The organism is Clostridium tunisiense TJ, from assembly GCF_000300195.1.
GTDB lineage: Bacteria > Bacillota > Clostridia > Clostridiales > Clostridiaceae > Clostridium_J > Clostridium_J tunisiense.
This window is the reverse complement of record NZ_AMQH01000009.1, coordinates 286907-306926: the sequence shown is the minus strand read 5'-3', so window position 1 is coordinate 306926 and position 20020 is coordinate 286907. Positions and strand designations below refer to the sequence as shown.

Sequence of the window (20020 nt, the reverse complement as noted above, 5' to 3'; positions counted from 1 at the left end):
AGTAGAGGTTGATATTATGAAGGTTAACAAAATGTGGGACAAGTATCCAGAATTAAAAAAGGATTTAGAAGGTGTTCTTCAATTAATGGAAAAAAACATTAAGTGCAAGGATAAAAGAATTGAAAGCTCCATAAAAGAATTAATTTATTCTGGTAGTAAACTTCTAAGACCAGCCTTTTCTTTAATAGCATCAAGATTTGGGGAGTATAATGAAGAAAAAAGTAGAGCAGTTGCGGCAGCTGTTGAAATGCTTCATATGGCCACCTTAGTTCATGATGATGTTATAGATGATGCGAAGACAAGAAGAGGACAGGAAACCCTTCAGTCTAAGTATGGCAAGGATTATGCAGTTTATATTGGAGATTATTTGTTTTGTGTGACTTTCAAACTTCTATCAACACATTCTTCTTCTTTAGCAAGTATTAAAATAGATTCAAGAGCAATGGAAAGAATTTGTTTAGGTGAAATAGATCAAATGAATTCTAAGTTTTTAGTAGATACTTCTGTTAAGAAATATCTATCTAGAATTCAAGGAAAGACTGCTGAGTTATTTTCACTAAGTTTTTATAGTGGAGCTTCGGAAGCAGGTTGTGATGAAAAGTTAAGCAAACAATTTTGGCAAATAGGTCACAATATTGGAATGGCCTTTCAAATAATTGATGATATTTTAGATTATTCTTCAGAAAGAAATATTCTTGGTAAGCCAGTGGCAGCAGACATAAAACAAGGTATCTTTAATCTTCCACTGATTTATGCAATGGAGAAAAACAAGGAAGAATTTAGAGCTATAATAGATAAAGAAATTATCACAGATGAAGATGTTTCAAGCATTATGGAATTAGTAAATAAATATGATGGTGTAAAAAAAGCTAAGTCACTTGCGGAAAAATACACCAATAAAGCCTTTAAGGTTATAAATAAATTACCAGAAAATCAAAATAAAGATATGTTGTTAGAAATAACCGAAAGATTATTAGATAGAAATTCATAGTAAGTAATATGTACCTCCTAGGCTATCATGAATATGATAATTAGGAGGTGTTTTTTTATGAAGGTAGATATGGTTTTTGAAGGGGGAGGAGTTCTTGGTATTTGTTTTGTTGGTGCCTTAGCCTCACTTAAACAGAATGGATATGAGTTTGAAAGATGTGCTGGAGCCTCAGCAGGAGCAATCGTAGCTGCATTAGTGGTAGCTGGGTATTCTGTAGAAGAATTATATGACATAATAGGGAATACTAATTTCTCCATATTTAAAAAGAATCAACGATATTGGAAAATTCCTATACCAAGGGCCCTTGAGTTTTTAGGTAAAAATGGACTGTATAGTGGAGAAAACATAGAGAATTGGATAAAACCTCTTTTAGAAGCAAAAGGAGTTACAAAGTTTAAGCATGTAATGAAAAATGGGAACAGTAAGCTGAGAATTATAACTTCAGATGTAACTAAGGGTGATATGTTAGTACTTCCTGAGGATTTAAAAAAGTATGGCATAGACCCTGGGGAATTTGATATTGCAACAGCAGTTAGAATGAGTGCAAGTATTCCTTTTTACTTTACCCCCTATATTTTAGATTATAAAGAAGGGAAAAGCTGCATTGTGGATGGAGGACTTTTGAGTAACTTCCCCATTTGGATTTTTGATGTGGAGGGGCTTCCTAGGTGGCCAACAATTGGACTCAGATTAGAGAAAATAAGGCCTAAACAAAAAAGTACAAGGTGTGGCTTGTTTAAATTTACAAAGGAAGTAGTAAGTGCCCCCATAGATGTAAATGGAGAAAGATTTATTAGAGACAAGGATTTAGTTAGAACCATAACCATTCAGTATCAAGGTCTTTCAGCTACAGATTTTGATATAGTCCATAAGTATAAGGAGGTACTGTTTAAACTTGGATATAAGTATACAGAAACCTTTTTAAAAAGATGGGATTTTGAAAGGTATGTAAGTACCCTTAAGAACGATAAAAAGGTGTAAGGAAATAAAGCAAAATAAGGATTACACATATTAAGATTACTTAAGATAATATTGGCTATAGTGAATGATATGATTATTATAGTAATGATAAATAGGAAATGGTTAATATGAGAAATAAAGGTATATAAATTCAGACATAAAAAAAGCTACTAGAAAGATAGTTTATTTAGTACTTTCTAGTAACTTTTTTTACTTATAATTAGGTTAGCAGGGTTAGGGTACTAACTTAATTATAGCTAAAAGGAGCGATTTGGGTTTAGGGGTTAACTTCTAGAATACATATTCTATGACTAGTATATTACAGTTGCTATATTTCAATTAGGTGGCAAAGGTGTGAATAAAGTGTTAACAGTGTCCCGTTGTTTCTTAAATATTTTATTTGTGTTAGTATTATAAAAGAAAGTTATAATTTAAACTAGAAACAAAATTACTTTATATAGGGAATGAAATTCAAGACTTAACTTATATATGAAATCTACATAAATTGAGAGGATGTTTTTATGAGTAAAATATTAGTTCTTGCTGAAAAGCCTTCTGTGGGAAGGGATTTAGCTAGAGTTTTAAACTGTAATAAAAAAGGCAATGGATATTTAGAAGGAGATAAGTACATAGTTACTTGGGCTTTAGGTCATCTCGTAACTTTAGCAGACCCAGAGGCTTATGATGAAAAATATAAGTCTTGGAGAATTGAAGATCTACCAATGCTTCCTAAATATTTAAAATTAGTGGTTATAAAGCAAAGTGGAAAGCAGTTTTCAGCAGTTAGAGAGCAAATGAATAGAAAAGATGTGACTGAAATTGTTATAGCAACAGACGCTGGTCGTGAGGGAGAGTTAGTTGCTAGATGGATAATTGAAAAAGCTGGAGTTAAAAAACCTTTAAAAAGACTTTGGATTTCCTCAGTTACAGATAAGGCAATTAAAGAGGGCTTTAGTAAACTAAGACCAGGGAAGGATTATGAAAATCTTTATGCGTCTGCTGTTGCTCGTTCAGAGGCAGATTGGGTAGTTGGAATTAATGCTACTCGTGCTCTAACTTGTAAGTATAATGCCCAATTATCCTGTGGTAGAGTTCAAACTCCAACCCTTGCTATAATTGCCAGAAGAGAAGAAGAAATACAAAACTTTAAACCTAAGAGCTATTATGGAATTACTGCTAACACTAAAGATATAAAACTTGTATGGCAAGATAGCAAATCAAAGGATGTTAAAACCTTTGATAGAGAAAAAAGAGATAAAATAATGGGAAGCTTACGAAATAAGGATGCTGAAGTTATTGAAGTAAGTAAGACAGATAAAAAATCCTTTGCACCAGGACTTTATGATTTAACAGAGCTTCAACGTGATGCAAATAGAATATTTAGTTTTTCAGCAAAGGAAACCTTGTCTATTATGCAAAAGTTATATGAAAGTCATAAGGTTCTAACTTATCCTAGAACAGATTCAAGATACCTAACAACAGATATAGTAGATACATTAAAGGATAGAGTTAAGGCTGTAGCTGTAGGACCTTATTCAAAGGTGGCCTTTAAAGTGTTAAAGGGTTCTATTAAAGGAAACAAGTCCTTTGTAGATAACAGCAAGGTTTCAGATCACCATGCTATAATTCCTACAGAAGAAGTACCAGATTTAAGTGCTTTCAATGATAAGGAAAGAAAGATTTATGACCTAGTAGTAAAACGTTTCTTAGCAGTTTTATATCCACCTTTTGAATATAATCAAATATCAGTGACAGCTAGCATTGGTGGGGAACACTTCATTGCAAAAGGTAAGGTTATACTAGCTCAAGGCTGGAAAGAAGTTTATGACAATAGTTTTGATGAGGATGATGGTAAAGAAGATATAAGAGAGCAAATCATGCCTAACTTAAATAAGGGAGACATGCTAAAGGTTATATCTCTAACAGAAACTAAAGGTGACACTAAGCCACCAGCTCCTTTTAATGAAGGAACACTGCTTTCAGCCATGGAAAATCCAGTGAAGTATATGGATACAGAAAATAGTGCCTTAAAGAAAACCATAGGAGAAACAGGGGGACTTGGTACCGTTGCAACTCGTGCAGATATTATAGAAAAGCTATTTAACACCTTTGTTATAGAAAAAAGAGGTAAGGATATCTTCATAACTTCAAAGGGAAAGCAGCTTTTAGAGCTAGTTCCAGAAGATTTAAAATCACCAACCTTAACAGCACAGTGGGAGCAAAAATTAGCTGCAATTGCTAAGGGGAACCTCAACAAAGATACCTACATCAATGAAATGAAAAACTATGCTAAACAGGTAGTTAATGAAATAAAAAGTAGTGAAGAAAGATTTAAGCATGATAATATGACTAGAAACAAGTGCCCTGAATGTGGCAAGTACATGCTTGAGGTCAACGGCAAGAAAGGTAAAATGCTAGTTTGCCAAGATAGAGAATGTGGTTACAGAAAGGGAGTAGCTAGGGTTACTAATGCAAGATGTCCTGAATGTAAAAAGAGATTAGAAATTAGAGGTGAGGGTGAAGGACAAATTTATGCTTGCCCAAATAGCAACTGTAACTTTAGAGAAAAAGTAGCTGTATTTAACAAAAGATTTGAAAAATCTGACAAGGTAAACAAAAAAGAAGTAAATAACCTAATGAGAAAGATGAAGAAGGAAGCAGAAGAGGATTTCAATAATCCCTTTGCAGATCTTTTAAAGAATTTTAAATAATGAAAAGAAAAAGGGCTTTAAGTACTACTACGGTGCTTAAGGCTCTTTAAACTTGCTTCTTAATGATAATCTTTGATACTATTACATTATGATACAAAACTAAAAAGTAGTTTTGCCTGTCTCTTCAGTTACACTTACTAACTCTAAGATAATTAATTATGAAATTAGAATTTTTCAAGATAAATTATTAAGTATAGATAAAAGAAATATTTATAATGGTATAGAAACTCAAAATAAAGGAGAATTAAAATGATACTTGATGCATTACAAAGTGTTTTAACCATATTTATAATGGTTGCTTTAGGAGTAGTTTTAACTAAAAAAGGTTGGTTTGATGAAAATACTGGAAAGCTATTTTCTAAGATTGTAACGAAAGTTTCTCTTCCTGCCTTTATGATAGTAAACTTAACTTCCTCCTTCACAAAGGATGTTTTAACAACCTCTTCTTTAGGTATTGGACTAGCTTTTCTTAACATGATAATTTGCTATGGAGTTGGCCATATTCTTGGAGGAATTCTTAAGGTAAAGAAGAATAAAAGAGGGCTTTTTAGCGTTATGTTTGGACTATCCAACACTATATTCATAGGACTACCAGTGAATACAGCATTATTTGGAGGGGAAAGCACTCAGTTTGTGCTTCTTTATTACATAACCAATACCTTATTTTTTTGGACACTAGGAGTATATGGTATTAAAAAGGATAGCGGACAAGTATCTGCTAATATTTTCTCATTAGACTCTTTAAAAAATATAATTACTCCACCAATCATTACTTTTATAATTTCAGTTATTTTAATTCTTTTAGATATAAGACTGCCTAAGTTTTTCTTATCAGCTTGTAGCTATGTGGGAAGTCTTACAACTCCTCTTTCTATTTTCTTTATGGGAATAACCTTAACAAGATTAGATAGAAAATCTATTAGATTTAACAGGGAAACAGTAGCGGTGGTACTTGGAAGGTTTATCTTAGCTCCTTTAGTGATGTTTCTTATTATAGGAGGATTTAGCTTTCCTATTCTTATGAAAAAAGTTTTTATTCTTGAAGCAGCCATGCCAGTTATGACCCAGTCTGCTATAGTAACAGAAGCCTATGGAGGAGACTATAAAGAAGCTACTGTACTCTGTACATTAACTACAGCACTTAGTTTAATATTTATTCCAATATATATGGTGCTTTTTAACTACTTATAATGGAGAATTGTACTTGAATAAAATTACATAAGTGGTAAAATAGTCATAATAACTTATGAGATTAGCTATGTAATATTAAAGCAACTAAAGAATAAGTATATGTGAATGTAAGTATAAACATATAAAGAGAAAAGAAACTTCTTAATGGAAGGCTAAAATCTAAAATAACCATGGGGTATAAAAATGGGGGAGATGTAATGGGTAAATTTTGGTTTAAAAGGGGAGTTTTATTAGCTGTTCTTATTTCCTTATCTGTAATACTTGTAGGATGTTGGAATAAAGCTGATAAAAAAGGTAGTGAAGAAAGTGCTTTTTCACAGGGGGAAGCAGGTAAGGGTGGTGCTTTAGAGGATAAGGTATATAGCAATTACTTAAAGAAGAATACTGCAGCCTTAGATATTGAGGATAATGATAAATTTTCAACTCTTAAACTGTTAGAAAAGGATACTAAGGACAAAGAAATATTTTTAATTGGTGAATCTCATTATGTAAAAGATAATCTTAATGTACAATGGAAACTTTTAAAATACTTTAAACAAAAGACTAACTTTAAATATTTATTATGGGAAACCTCTTATTTAGCAGGAAAAAGGTATAACGAATACTTAAATACGGGAGATGAAAAACTTATTAGTGAATTAATTAACACTAAACAAGAGTCAGAATTTTGGAAGAAACTTTATGAGTATAATAAAACTTTAAAACAAGAAGATAAAATTCAAGTAGTTGCACCTGATATAGGAAATATAGACAATAACGTTAACTATCTTATAGATGTTCTTTCTTTAAAGGATTTACCTGTGGACATGAAAGGTGATCTAACTTTACTTAAAGAGTATAAGTCCTATATAGAAACCTTTTCTAATTTGGAAGAGAATCAGAGTAATAAGGAAAAATATGTGGATACTTATTTAAAGGAGAATATAGAAAAGTTTACAACGCTTTATAAAAGTATAGAAGAAAAGAAGTCTTCTTATGAAAATATACTGAAAGAAGATTACTTTGAATTTAACTATGTACTTAAAAATTTAAGAGATTATATAGAAGTTCAAGAGAATGCAATAAATTATGTAAAAACTAATGATTTTGCAGAGATTTTGCGTATTAGAGACTTAAAAATTGCTGAAAATTTCAATATACTCTATGAAAAGCTACCAAAGGGAAAGTACTTTGGTAAATGGGGTGATATGCATACTTATCAAAAGGAAGTCCTATCTGCAAAAGGTATTAAAACTAATAACTTTGCTGCTCAGCTGAATAAAGAAGGAAGTCCACTAAAAGGGAAAATATTAACCATAACCACCTTTTATGATAAATGTTTCACAAGCATGTCTGGGCATGCAGAGCTATTTTCTAATTATAAAAGCAACAAAGTTATGGATGAGGTTATCAAGAGTAATCACACTTTAATAAAACTTAATAATAATAATTCTCCCTATAGTAAAGAATTAAAATGGGACTTTGTTAAGGATGAATATGGAAAAGCAGAGGATGGTGTAACCACAGATTATTTTCAATATATAATTATAATAAAAGACTCAGAAAGTGATGTTTCGATAAATAATTAAGCGACTAGCATTAATTAGTAGTTTAGGAGTTGTTACATAGCTAACTGCATAGTTAGTTATGTAACAACTTTTTATTAAATGTAATATTACCATAAGGAGAAGGCTCGCTTGCTTAATTTTTCAAGCAAGTAAATTATACATAAAGGCTTCATATTGACCATTGATTATTTTCCAAACCTAATATATAAGTTATTAAGTTTTAGATTATATAAAACTTAGATAATTAAAAGCAGGTAGCACAGGAAGAAATAAATATATCTAGACATCTAGATAAGAATATAGCAAGATATAGTGTTTATGCGGGTTTAGGGTTAAAGGAGGTGTTTGGATGAGTAATAAAATATCCTTAATAATAAATGTTTTATGTGTAGTTTGGCTTGGGTATTCTTTTATCACCAGTAGAACCAGTGGTTTTGGAAATACCTTTCACATTGTAGCCTTAGTGGTACTTACAGTAAGCTCATATACACATTATGTAAGCATGAGAAAAACATCTACAAAAAAGGTATAGAAAAAATACTAGGAGGAGTATAGGTTCCTTATAAGATATTAAACTACACTGTATAAGCTTAAAGAGTAGGGTTAACAACTTACTCTTTTTTATTTTTAGGTTAAAAATTATTTAAAAACTTTACAAAAACCCGAGTTTGTTATCTCTTAGTTAATCCAAGTTAAACCCCCTACACAATCCCCACAAAGCTTTTTATTTATGAGAACATAAGTATGTAATAAATTGTAGCTGGGGGAACATTATGGATATGAACATAAAGCAGACGTTTGAAAGAGTTAAGCAGAGTAAATTTAAGTTTAATATTTTGAGTAAAGCTAGTAGTGATAAAAGTTATGGGGAAAAAGTAGAAAATGAAAATTTCTTAAGCAGAGTTAGAGCTGAGAAGTTTACTTTAGGTAAATTTAAGATTAACAGGGGTAAAGTAGGGAGAAAAGGATTAGGGTATCAGCTAATAAAGCTTCTTATTTATACTTCTATTATACCGATTATCCTAGTTTGCTCATTTATGTATTTTAATTTATCCGAAAGCACGGAAAGAGATTTTAAACAGCTGTATGACCAATCTGTATCGAGGATAGACGAAGGAATATATAACATTATTGAAGCAAACAGCGAATATTTAGCTATGTTAGCGAACAATCCTTATGTGGTAGATGGGAATGAAACTAATAAATCTAAGGATGGACTTTTAAGAACTTTGGAAAGCTTTAAAGCTTCCAATAAACTGTGTAATACAGTATATTTCTTAAGCGATAATAATGAATATTACTCTTTTCCCTTTAAAAAGGTGAACACTGATGTTTTAGTTGTACAACCCTGGTATAAGGAAGCTAAAAATAATACTTCAAAGGTGTATGTATCCCAGGTTAGGAAGGATGAAAAAACTAGTAAGAATGTAGTTACACTATCTAAAGCAGTTACAGATATTTCAGGAAATACATTAGGAATTCTTGCCCTTGATATAACACTAGAAGCTATAAATGAAGTTACAGAAAAGGTATCCTTAGGGGATAAAGGGTTAGCCATAGTAATGGATAATAACCATGTAACCATGTCTAGTAGAATTACAAATTTAATGGGAAAGAACTTAGGTGAAGAACCTTATATTAAAGAGATAATGAGTAAAGAAACAGGGCTTGTAAGAGTAGAATTTAGTGGGAAGGATTACTTTGCATATAAAAAGATTAATGAGAAAGGCTTATATACCACCATTGGACTTATTCCAACAGAGGAATACAATAAGTTGTTAAAGGAAGTAATTCTTGGTCCTATATATATTGTTGTAATATTATTGGTGGTGGTAATTGTATTAGGAATAAAATTTACAAAAAATATTACCAATCCAATAACTAAAATAGAAGAATTGCTAAAAAGAACTCAAAGAGGAGATTTCACTACAAAGCTAAAGTTAGAAAGCAATACCTCCTTAGAAATTTCAAATATTGTAGACTGTGCCAATGGAATGATTGATGAAATGGTATTGCTGTTAGGAAGTGTTAAGGATAGTAGCAATAAAATACAGCAGGCAGCAGATATACTTTCAGAATCAATTAATAATACCAATGAAAGCGCAAGAGTTGTAGTTCAGGGCATTAACTATATTTCTGAAAGTGCAAGGGAACAATGTGAAATAGTAAAAAATACTGCTGAAAACTCTGAAGTTTTAACAGCGGCAGTGAATGAAACCATAAGCAATTCTCAGGAAATGCTCAGTTCTTCTAAGGGTGTTAAAAAGTATTGTTCACAAGGGGAAAATGCCGTAAGAGATTTAAACAAAATTTACAGCAAAAACATTAAAGCTAATGAAATGGTAATGACTAAAGCAAATTCCTTGGTGGAGAATATCGGTAACATATCAAAGATAAGTGATACTATAAGAGGAATTACAGAAGAAACAAACTTACTAGCTCTAAATGCATCCATTGAAGCAGCAAGAGCGGGAGAAGCTGGAAGAGGGTTTCAAGTGGTAGCAGATCAGGTTAGAAAGCTTTCTAGTGAAAGTGCTAAGTCTACTGAAAGTATAAGTAAAATTGTTCAAGAAATTAAGAAGTCCTTTAAAGAGGTTCTAGAGAATATAAAGCTTTCTAAAGACTTATCCATAGAAACAGAAAAAAGTGTGATGGATACTTCTAAGGTTTTTGAGTATATTACAAAAGCTATAGGTAATCTAGAAAAAAACATCAATAAGGTATCTACAAACATAGAAGCTATTGAAGAATATAAGGATGCAGTGAATGAAAAAATCAAAGTAGTGGCAGAGGTTTTTGAGGAGACTCTAGCAACTGCAGAGGGCGTTAATAACTCTACTTTAGAACAGGCTAATGACATAGATAGCATAAAGTCAGCTTCGGAAGAATTAAAACAGTTGTGTCAACAACTTCGAAATACCAGCAGTAACTTTGTTATATAGGTATAAAAAGCTTCATAGAGTAGGTGGGAGAAAAAAAGAGTACAGGATTATATCTTGTGCTCTTTTAGTTTACAATATTAATGAAGCCTTTGTGATAAAACTAATACTTTCCAAAGACAAATTATAATAAAGGTGTTATAATATTTGAAGAAATAAGGCATTAGAAAATAAATAACAAGTCAAAGATGTGAAGGATATTTTGAGCTCACAAGCAAGCTTGTGCAGACAAGGAAACAGGTTCCGCAGATAGTAGAGATATCTAAGGGTTCTGTTGACGCAGTATAACTCAAAATAGACAAACATACTGACTTATTTATTTTTTGAAAATGCCTAAGAGATATAACACAACTAATTAGGAGTGAAAACAATGAGCGAAATTGCAGGAAGCGGTTGCGATATACTAGTACCATTTAATGAAAGAAAACCCCTTGAAGAAATAGAGAGAAGTTTAGTTAAGACATATAGAAAGACTGTTTGGTCAAAGTTTATAAAGGCAATAAAGGATTATAAGCTAGTTGAAGAAGGCGATAAAATTGCTGTAGGGATATCTGGAGGAAAGGATAGCTTGATTCTTGCAAAATTATTTCAAGAGTTAAAGAAACATGGTCAAATGAAATTTGAAGTTGAATTCATTGCCATGGACCCAGGTTACCATCCACAAGTTAAAGAGCTACTTATAGATAATTGTAACTATTTAAATATACCAATTCATCTATATGAATCTGGAATTTTTACTGTAGTGGATAAAATTGCAAAGGATTATCCTTGCTACATGTGCGCAAGAATGAGAAGAGGTTCTCTTTATGCCAAGTCTCAGGAGCTTGGATGTAACAAGCTTGCTCTTGGACATCATTTTAATGATGTAATTGAAACTACAATGCTTAATGTGCTTTATGCAGGAAACTTTAAAACCATGATGCCAAAGCTTAAAGCAGCTAATTTTGAAGGATTACAGCTTATTCGTCCACTCTATTATGTGGAGGAAGAGTATATACAAAGATTTACTCAAAATGCTGGGATATGGCCACTTAACTGTGCTTGTATGGTGGCAGCAAAGAAAATAGGAAACAAGCGTTATGAAATTAAAGACATGATTAAAAAGATAAAAGAAGACTTTAAGGATGTAGATAAATCCATTTTCCGTGCAGCAGAAAATGTTAATATGGAAGCTATCTTAGGTTGGGAAAAAGGTGGAGAAAAGCATTCCTTTTTAGATTTTTATGATGAAGAATAATAGTAGTTTAGTATTAAATTGGACAGTACTATAATTACTACTTGTTGAATATTAAACTAATTTTTGGGTATTGGGCAAATACAGATGAATAATTAAATTCTCCTTTATAAATAATACATTTAATAATGTTTTTATAAAGGAGTTTTTTTTATGAGAAATTTTAATAGATCTTTATGGCTTGAAACTACACCAATTACAAATTATGAAACCTTTAGAGGAGAGCTTAAAACTGATGTGGCAGTTATAGGTGGAGGAATTGTTGGCATAACCACAGCTTATCTATTAAAAAAGGCAGGGTTAAGAGTAACTCTTTTAGAATCTAATAGAATTTGTGAGGGAACTACTGCCAATACCACTGCGAAAATCACATCTCTACATGATGTTTTCTACACTAAAATTACAGAGAACTATGGAAAAGATAACGCTGCGCAATATGGTCTTGCTAACGAAAAAGCTATTAGGAAGATTAGGGAAATTATAGAGGAAAATAAAATAGATTGTGATTTTAGAGAGCAGATTAATGTAATTTACACCTTACTTGAAGAAAATCTTCCTATGCTTCATGAGGAGGTAAGGATAGCAAGAAGTATTGGGCTTCCAGCTAGATTTATTGAAGAATCTTCTCTTCCTTTTGAAATTAAAGGTGGAGTATGTTTTGATAATCAAGCTCAGTTTCATCCAAGAAAGTATTTATTAGCCCTTGCTGAAAAAATAGAAGGTGGAGAATGCCACATCTTTGAAAACTCAAGAGTAGTAAATTTAGAAAATGAAGATAAAGGATATAAAGTAATTACTAAAGAAGGAACCGTTTATGCCAGTAATGTGGTAGTTGCAACCCACTTCCCTATTTTTGATAGATATGGCTTGTACTTTGCTAAAATGCATGCTGAAAGATCTTACGTACTAGGACTAACAGCGCCAGATTTTCCACTAGATGGCATGTATAAAAGCTATGAGAACCCTGCAAGGTCCTTTAGAACACAAGAAGTGAAAGGTCAGCAATACATAATTCTTGGGGGAGAAGGACATAGGACAGGAGAAAAGGATAATACCCAAGAGTGTTACAATAATTTGTTTGAGTATGCTAAAGTAGTTTATGACGACAAGTTTGATCTCCATTTTAAATGGAGTGCGCAAGATATGATGCCACTAGATGATATCCCTTACATAGGTCAGTATGGGAAGAATACTGAGGGTTTGTATGTAGCCACAGGTTTTAAAAAGTGGGGAATGAGCAATTCTATGGTGGCTGCTATGATAATTACAGATGAAATCATGGGAAAAATAAATGAGCATAGAGATATTTTCTCCGCTAGAAGATTCGATCTAGCTCCATCCATAATGGAACTTGGAGGAAATGTAAAGGAAGCTACTAAAAATATAATAGCTGCAAGACTCAATAATACAACAAAAACCCTTGAAGACTTAAAGATTGGAGAAGGTGCACATATAATCTATGAGGGTGAAAAAGTTGGGGCATATAAGGATGAAAATGGCAAAGTTTATATAGTGGATATTGTTTGCAAACACTTAGGCTGTGAACTTCATTTTAATAATGCTGAAAAGAGCTGGGATTGCCCATGTCATGGTTCAAGGTACACAATTAAGGGAGAAATCATTGAAGCTCCAACTACAGAACCTATAAAGTTAATTGAATTATAAACGATAAATAAAGTAAATTTTAATTCTAATGGATGTTATAGGTTTATGAATAGTTTTAAAATTCAAATAAATTTAGTAGGATGGTAACCCTATCCTACTTTTATAGTTTTATAGAACTTTGCTTAATTTTAGAATAAGTATATAAAAATCAGAGTTTGTTTTCTATATAAAACATCATAGGAATAAACTTTTAATTAAAGAACTTTATTGGGGAAAAAGTTAATATATTTATAAACTTATCAGAGTATTATAATTAAAAATCATAAAAAAACAAATTTAAGGTTAAAGTGACAAAAATAGCTATAATTCAACAAAGGGGAAAAGTGAATTATGGCGAATATATGAGTAGAATGCTCTAAAATATATGGTTTTAAGGGTGAAATTCATAATAGTTACTATAATTATTATCAGGGGTTGGGTGTATATGGTAGTTAATAAAAAAAGTATATCTATCAATGATCTTGAAGTAGGAATGAGAATAGCCAAAGAAATAAAGATTAATGGACAAGTTCTAATAAACCAAGGTGTTTCTATTACAGAAACAGCAATTAGAAAGTTAAAGGATAATTACTTTATTAGTGAAATTGAAGTCTACTCAATAGAAGAAGATACTTATGAGGATGAAGATACTAAGAAAGTAAAGACTATAGAAGAAGTAGATAAAACCTTTACTGAACTATCTTTTGATGTAGAGCAAGTATTTGTAGATATGGAAAATTTAAAGGTATCAGGTATAGAAGAAGTTAAAAAGTTTGCAAAGAAAATTCAAGTTGAATTAGAAGCTACTAGTTCAATTATAAAGAATATAGTATTACATGGCAGTGGAGAAGATACTATATATAGGCATTGTGTTAATGTAACTGCGTTGAGTTCTATTCTCGGAAGGTGGATAGGTCTTAATGAGAATGAAATAAACCTACTAGTGTACTCTGGAATTTTACATGACTTTGGTAAAACTAAGATAGACAAAAAAGTGTTAGATAAACCTAGTGCATTGACAACACGAGAATTTAACATTATAAAATCTCATCCTGTTATAGGCTATAACTATATTAAAGATGTACCATTTTTAAATAAATCTGTAGGGTATGCCGTCCTTACTCATCATGAGAGAGAAGATGGTTCGGGCTATCCATTAGGCCTTAAAGGAGACAAGATACATGTTTTCAGCAAAATCATTGCAATAGCAGATGTATTTGATGCAGTGAACTCAAATAGAGTTTATAAACAAAGTAAAGCGCCCTTTGAGGCTTTGGAGATTATACGTAAAGAAAGCATGGGAAAACTAGATTATGAGTATTGTAATGTATTTTTAAGTCATGTTGCAAATTACTACATGGGAGAAAGGGTTTTATTAAACTCTGGGGCAATATGTAAGATAGTAAAAATTGATATAAATGATATCGGAAGGCCGTTACTCCTTAGTGATGGAGACTTTATAGATTTGAAGGAACGTAAAGATTTATATATTAAGAAAATGGTATTTTAAATTAAATTTTTCAGCAAGTTTTAATCATATGGTAAAGTGAAAAATTACCAACTATGTGTTGTATTAAATATGAAACATTGTGCAAATAATAATACCGAAAGAATTTTATAGGTTAATGTTTATGAAATGTATTCCATTATTGAAGTTATATAAATATAGTTCTGTCATATGGAATAATATCAGTAAGTAGGGTTTCAATTTATGTATAAACAATAAAGCTTATTGATACATACTATAATTAACTAAAGAAAAGTGAGGTATTAAACATGGAAACAGGAATAATAAAGTGGTTTGATAATGAAAGAGGATATGGATTTATATCAGGAAATAATGGAAACGATGTATTTGTTCATCATTCCCAAGTGAAAGAAAAAACTCACGATAAAGATTTACATGAAGGTGAGGAAGTTACCTTTGATGTGATAGAGGGTGAAAAAGGACTTCAAGCTATTAATGTGCAAAAAATGTAGAGGATAGACTTAATTGAAGATATTAAAGTTTTAATTTCAACTACAATTAGCCTTTTTATACTAATAGTAGTTGAAAATAGCATTAACAAACATTACCCTAGGGAGAGAACCCTAGGGTTTTTAAAACACAAATAAGTTTACTTAAGGAATAGCATAACTGAAGGTTTTATGGTATATTTAAAATTATGTAAGAGTGCTAAAGGATTCTAAGCCAAGAACTGATTATGTTGAACTATACAATCCTCAGGAAAAATAAGGTGGATTTATACACTATTCTAATTTTAGGTTGGGTTCTTTAGAGTAAGGGTTTCAATATGTTTTAAAATGAAAAATACCTTGTAAAAAGACAAGGTTAAATAGAATAATAAAAAAGGAAGTGAATTAAATGGCAGATAACTATACAAGTACTTCGTCAAACTTTATTAAAAGAATTGTGGTGGACGACCTACAAAGTGGCAAGCATAAGGAAATTATAACTCGTTTTCCACCAGAACCAAATGGTTATCTACATATCGGTCACGCAAAGTCAATCATATTGAACTTTGAGTTAGCTGATGAATTTAAAGGTAAAACAAATCTTCGTTTTGATGATACAAATCCAGTAAAGGAAGATACAGAATACGTAGAATCTATTAAAGAGGATGTTAAGTGGTTAGGCTTTGATTGGGATAATTTATTTTTTGCTTCAGATTACTTTGAAGAAATGTACAATAGAGCAATACTTTTAATTAAAAAGAGTAAAGCTTATGTTTGTGATTTAACTCCAGAGGAAATCAGACAATATAGAGGAACTTTAACAGAGCCAGGAAAAGAAAGTCCATATAGAAATAGAACAGTAGAAGAGAACTTAGACTTATTTGATAGAATGAGAAAAGGTGAGTTTAAAGATGGAGAGAAGGTTTTAAGAGCAAAAATTGATATGGCTTCTCCAAATATTAATATGAGAGATCCAATCATTTATCGTATTTCTCATGCAACTCATCACAATACAGGAGATAAATGGTGTGTTTATCCAATGTATGATTTTGCACATCCATTAGAAGATGCTATTGAGGATGTAACACATTCTATTTGCACTTTAGAGTTTGAAGATCATAGACCACTATATGATTGGGTGGTTAAAGAGTGTGAAATGGAAAGTCAGCCTCAACAAATTGAGTTTGCAAGACTTAATATGACTAATACTGTTATGAGTAAGAGAAAGCTTAAGGCCCTTGTGGATGCACAAGTAGTTGATGGTTGGGATGATCCAAGAATGCCTACCATTGCTGGATTTAGAAGAAGAGGGTTTACTGCTGAAGCGATTCGTAATTTCTGCAGAGAAATAGGAGTTGCTAAAAATGATAGTGTGGTAGATGCTCAAATGCTTGAGTATTTCATAAGAGAGGACTTGGGTCCAAAGGTTCCAAGAACTATGGGAGTTTTAAGGCCATTAAAGGTAGTTATAACAAACTATCCAGAAGATGGTGTTGAAATGTTAGATATAGAAAATAATCCAGATGATGAATCAATGGGAAAAAGAAAAGTGCCTTTCTCAAGAGAGATTTATATTGAACAAGATGATTTTATGGAAGAACCACCTAAAAAGTATTTTAGATTATTCCCAGGAAACGAAGTTAGACTTAAAGGGGCATATTTCATAAAATGTAATGACTTTGTAAAGGATGAAAATGGAAACGTGGTAGAAGTACACTGTACTTACGACCCAGAGACAAAGAGTGGAACTGGCTTTACTGGAAGAAAAGTTAAAGGTACAATTCATTGGGTAGATGCAAAGTCAGCAATACCTGCAGAGTTTAGACTATATGAGCCGCTAATCTTAGATGAGAATCAAGATGATAATAAGGATTTCCTACAAAATGTTAATCCAAACTCCATGGAAATTTTACAAGGTTATGTGGAACCTAATATGAAGGAAGCAAAGAAGCAAGATAAGTTTCAATTCTTCAGACATGGATACTTTAATGTAGATAGTAAATACTCTACTGAAGAAAAACCAGTGTTTAATAGAATTGTGTCCTTAAAGAGCTCCTTCAAAATTGAAAAATAATAAGTTAATACAAAATTAATTATTACAACGGTTTGCTTCATAGGGATTTAAAGTTAAAGCTTAACTTTAAATCCCTTAAAAATTTTAAAGGGAACTATAAGCTTTTGTTTTTCAAAGTCCATATACACACAACCTAAAGTTTTAATAGTAAACACATGAAAATAGTGGGTGATTTATATGAATTATAAATCAGTAGTGATAATTTAACAGCTATAAATAAACCTTTTCTTCAAATACTATAGATATGAAATCAAGGTTAAAATCTCTTATTTTATTAATAAGAGTATTGTTTTGATTTTATTCAGACCTTTAAAGCTGAAGTTTAATATTTTGTCTTTAAGGAACTATACAGTATATTTTAAAAGGAGGTTTTTTGTATGAGAAAAATGCCAAAAGGAATGCACGAAGATGCTATAGAAGTAACTAAGAATTTATTGAGAGAAAACGTAGGTATGGATCAAATAGGTGTTATAACAGGACTAAAACCTGAAGAGGACCAAGAAATACAAAGAAAAAATAATATAAAGGGAATAAAATATTAAAAGTTAAGAACCCTTAAATTATTTCTAACTAGGTGGAGTTTTTTCTAGAAGTTTGATATAATACTACTTGCATTAATTAAAGATAAAAGAGATTTTGTAGAATAAAACTTTCGCTTTATTGAAGAGGAAGCTAGAATACAAAAATAAACTTTGAAACAAAGATAACTTTGAAAGGAGTGTAACCTTCTTTCAAAGTTGTTAATTAATATGAATTTTTTTCATTGTTTTACCTTGATTAAATTTTAGTTAGTGTGGGTGGGAGAGGGATTCAAGAAAAGGAAGTAATACTTTGAATAGGTTATTTAAAGTTAAGGAAAGTAACTCTACCATTAAGAAAGAAATAATAGGTGGATTAACTTCTTTTTTTGCTGTAGTTTATATCGTAGCAGTTAATTCATCTATCCTATCTGATGCTGGTGTTCCTATAGAAGGAGCAATAATAGCCACTGTAGTGTCATGCTTTGTGGGATGTCTATTAGTAGCTTTAATGGGAAACTCTCCAGTAATACTTGTTCCAGGTATGGGGATTAATGCATTATTTTCTTACACTATAGTTCAATCTATGGGATTAAGTTGGCAACAAGCTTTAGGTACTGTTTTTATGTCAGGTATTTTATTTTCTGTGGTAGCCTTTACTAGGTTATCTAAGATTCTTACAGAAGCAATACCAACTTCTTTAAAGGAGGCCATTACTGTAGGTATTGGTATATTAATTACCTTTATTGGTCTTCAAAAAAGCGGCATAATAATTCCTAATGAGGCTACTTTTGTAGTGCTTGGAAATTTCAAGGATCCTAAGGTTTATGTAACTTTTATTAACCTAGTAATAACTCTTTTTCTCTTTATAAAAAATGTGCCAGGAAACTTTTTAATAAGTATGGTTCTCGGAACTGTGGTATCCATGTTTTTTGGTGTGGTAAGTTTGCAGGATTTTACTCTAAGTGGTATAAATCTTAATGCTTATGGTGAAGTTTTAGGTGCCATGAGTTTTAGCGGAATTTTCACATCTACCTTTTGGATAGCTACATTTTCATTATCACTGGTATTGGTTTTTGAGAATTTGGGTTTATTACATGGACAAATAAATATAATGCTAAATCAACCAGAGAAGTATAATAAGACCTTTAGAGCTATAGGAATTTCTGTTATTGCTTCAGGATTTTTAGGTACAAGCCCCACTGTAACTTCTATTGAAGGTGCTGCAGGTATGGCTGCTGGTGGAAGAACTGGATTAACTTCAATAGTAGCAGGGTTAGCATTTTTGGTATCCTTACTATTTATACCAGTTATTAAAATCATACCAAATACTGCAATAACTCCTATATTAATTATTATCGGTGGGCTTATGATTAAAAATGTAACCCATATTAATTTTGAAGATTTTACAGAAGGGTTTCCAGCATTTTTGACCATAGCTATGATTCCTTTAACCTTTAGCATAGTAGATGGCATGGCTTTTGGATTTATTGCTTATCCAGTGGTAAAGCTGTGTGCTAGTAGTGGTAGTAAAGTTAGAATACCTATGTATTTGATATCTTCAATGTTTTTGATAAACTTTATACTACACATTATAGGTTAAGGCATCAAAAAGTAAAAATTTATTTTAATAATTTAAATTAGGAACCTCCACTATCTTTAGTGGAGGTTTTTTTATGAGTAAACATATAATGGTTATTAAAAATAAAGAATACAAGGCTAATGAATTTCATATAAACTTTTACAAATGAGAATAAAAACTTAAGCATAAAGGTATCCTAAGAAATAGGAATAAGTCTATTTTAAAAAGTTTTATAAGTTGTAAAGGCCAATAGACTTAAATATTTTTACATAAAATTGGAGGTTATGAAAATGAAAGCAGCAGTTAATAAAGATGAATGTATTTCTTGTGGATTATGCCCAAGTCTTTGCCCAGAGGTTTTTGAATTTGAAGATGACGGAAAAGCTGGTGTAGTTGTAGACGTAGTACCAAAGGAAAGTGAAGACTGCGCAAAAGAGGCAGAAGCTAGCTGTCCAACAAGTGCTATTGAAGTATCAGAGTAATAGCTTAATTGTGTATGAGTTTACCAATGAAAATTCAATAATGAGGTTATCTGGATTTTAGATGATTTTACTTATAAAGTAGTAAATTCATTGGAACTTGTATAATTAATAATTATTAAGTATGTGCCTAATCCTTTGAAAATCAACGAAGAAAAAAGCTTCGTTGATTTTTTTGTATAAAAATATAAGAG

At 31.4% G+C, this 20020-nt stretch carries 15 protein-coding genes; all 15 read left to right on the top strand.

Annotated elements, in window-relative coordinates:
- Positions 1–16: 16 nt before the first annotated feature.
- The 15 genes from C661_RS0109335 to C661_RS0109265 all read left to right on the top strand — a co-directional run bounded on the left by C661_RS0109335 (position 17) and on the right by C661_RS0109265 (position 19829).
- Entirely contained in the window at positions 17–991 is a 975-nt protein-coding gene (locus tag C661_RS0109335) for a polyprenyl synthetase family protein (RefSeq protein WP_017415051.1), read from the top strand.
- A gap of 57 nt (positions 992–1048) precedes the next feature.
- A complete protein-coding gene (locus tag C661_RS0109330) occupies positions 1049–1972 on the top strand; it encodes a patatin-like phospholipase family protein (protein ID WP_017415050.1) in 924 nt (307 codons plus the stop codon).
- 500 nt (positions 1973–2472) lie between these two features.
- Positions 2473–4662 carry a DNA topoisomerase III gene (locus C661_RS0109325; RefSeq protein ID WP_017415049.1) on the top strand — a complete coding sequence of 730 codons (2190 nt, stop codon included), beginning with the start codon at positions 2473–2475 and terminating at the stop codon, positions 4660–4662.
- A gap of 249 nt (positions 4663–4911) precedes the next feature.
- Entirely contained in the window at positions 4912–5853 is a 942-nt protein-coding gene (locus tag C661_RS0109320) for an AEC family transporter (protein WP_017415048.1), read from the top strand.
- A gap of 197 nt (positions 5854–6050) precedes the next feature.
- Positions 6051–7421 (top strand): erythromycin esterase family protein, encoded by a 1371-nt coding sequence (locus tag C661_RS0109315; protein WP_017415047.1) that lies wholly within the window; start codon positions 6051–6053, stop codon positions 7419–7421.
- A 328-nt stretch (positions 7422–7749) separates the two neighbouring features.
- Entirely contained in the window at positions 7750–7932 is a 183-nt protein-coding gene (locus tag C661_RS0109310) for a hypothetical protein (RefSeq protein WP_017415046.1), read from the top strand.
- A gap of 241 nt (positions 7933–8173) precedes the next feature.
- Positions 8174–10342: a methyl-accepting chemotaxis protein gene (locus C661_RS0109305; protein ID WP_017415045.1), complete on the top strand. Its 2169-nt coding sequence runs from the start codon at positions 8174–8176 to the stop codon at positions 10340–10342.
- A 367-nt stretch (positions 10343–10709) separates the two neighbouring features.
- Positions 10710–11576 (top strand): tRNA 2-thiocytidine(32) synthetase TtcA, encoded by an 867-nt coding sequence (locus C661_RS0109300; protein ID WP_017415044.1) that lies wholly within the window; start codon positions 10710–10712, stop codon positions 11574–11576.
- Between the two features lie 150 nt (positions 11577–11726).
- Positions 11727–13238 (top strand): FAD-dependent oxidoreductase, encoded by a 1512-nt coding sequence (locus C661_RS0109295; protein ID WP_017415043.1) that lies wholly within the window; start codon positions 11727–11729, stop codon positions 13236–13238.
- 424 nt (positions 13239–13662) lie between these two features.
- On the top strand, positions 13663–14727 hold the full coding sequence (locus C661_RS0109290) for an HD-GYP domain-containing protein (RefSeq protein WP_017415042.1): 1065 nt from the start codon (positions 13663–13665) through the stop codon (positions 14725–14727).
- Between the two features lie 266 nt (positions 14728–14993).
- On the top strand, positions 14994–15197 hold the full coding sequence (locus tag C661_RS0109285; RefSeq protein ID WP_017415041.1) for a cold-shock protein: 204 nt from the start codon (positions 14994–14996) through the stop codon (positions 15195–15197).
- Between the two features lie 385 nt (positions 15198–15582).
- Complete coding sequence (locus C661_RS0109280) at positions 15583–17247, top strand: glutamine--tRNA ligase/YqeY domain fusion protein (protein WP_017415040.1); 1665 nt, start codon at positions 15583–15585, stop codon at positions 17245–17247.
- A gap of 377 nt (positions 17248–17624) precedes the next feature.
- A complete protein-coding gene (locus C661_RS23640; RefSeq protein WP_017415039.1) occupies positions 17625–17789 on the top strand; it encodes a hypothetical protein in 165 nt (54 codons plus the stop codon).
- 289 nt (positions 17790–18078) lie between these two features.
- Positions 18079–19368 (top strand): NCS2 family permease, encoded by a 1290-nt coding sequence (locus C661_RS0109270; protein WP_017415038.1) that lies wholly within the window; start codon positions 18079–18081, stop codon positions 19366–19368.
- A 269-nt stretch (positions 19369–19637) separates the two neighbouring features.
- Positions 19638–19829, top strand: a complete 192-nt coding sequence (locus tag C661_RS0109265) for a ferredoxin (protein WP_017415037.1) — start codon at positions 19638–19640, stop codon at positions 19827–19829.
- The last annotated feature ends 191 nt before the right edge of the window (positions 19830–20020 follow it).

Excerpts from the sequence above, each read along its gene's own strand:
- C661_RS0109335 (WP_017415051.1), top strand. The coding sequence starts at position 17 with ATGAAGGTTAACAAAATGTGGGACAAGTATCCAGAATTAAAAAAGGAT.
- C661_RS0109330 (WP_017415050.1), top strand. The coding sequence starts at position 1,049 with ATGAAGGTAGATATGGTTTTTGAAGGGGGAGGAGTTCTTGGTATTTGT.
- C661_RS0109325 (WP_017415049.1), top strand. The coding sequence starts at position 2,473 with ATGAGTAAAATATTAGTTCTTGCTGAAAAGCCTTCTGTGGGAAGGGAT.
- C661_RS0109320 (WP_017415048.1), top strand. The coding sequence starts at position 4,912 with ATGATACTTGATGCATTACAAAGTGTTTTAACCATATTTATAATGGTT.
- C661_RS0109315 (WP_017415047.1), top strand. The coding sequence starts at position 6,051 with ATGGGTAAATTTTGGTTTAAAAGGGGAGTTTTATTAGCTGTTCTTATT.
- C661_RS0109310 (WP_017415046.1), top strand. The coding sequence starts at position 7,750 with ATGAGTAATAAAATATCCTTAATAATAAATGTTTTATGTGTAGTTTGG.
- C661_RS0109305 (WP_017415045.1), top strand. The coding sequence starts at position 8,174 with ATGGATATGAACATAAAGCAGACGTTTGAAAGAGTTAAGCAGAGTAAA.
- C661_RS0109300 (WP_017415044.1), top strand. The coding sequence starts at position 10,710 with ATGAGCGAAATTGCAGGAAGCGGTTGCGATATACTAGTACCATTTAAT.
- C661_RS0109295 (WP_017415043.1), top strand. The coding sequence starts at position 11,727 with ATGAGAAATTTTAATAGATCTTTATGGCTTGAAACTACACCAATTACA.
- C661_RS0109290 (WP_017415042.1), top strand. The coding sequence starts at position 13,663 with ATGGTAGTTAATAAAAAAAGTATATCTATCAATGATCTTGAAGTAGGA.
- C661_RS0109285 (WP_017415041.1), top strand. The coding sequence starts at position 14,994 with ATGGAAACAGGAATAATAAAGTGGTTTGATAATGAAAGAGGATATGGA.
- C661_RS0109280 (WP_017415040.1), top strand. The coding sequence starts at position 15,583 with ATGGCAGATAACTATACAAGTACTTCGTCAAACTTTATTAAAAGAATT.
- C661_RS23640 (WP_017415039.1), top strand. The coding sequence starts at position 17,625 with ATGAGAAAAATGCCAAAAGGAATGCACGAAGATGCTATAGAAGTAACT.
- C661_RS0109265 (WP_017415037.1), top strand. The coding sequence starts at position 19,638 with ATGAAAGCAGCAGTTAATAAAGATGAATGTATTTCTTGTGGATTATGC.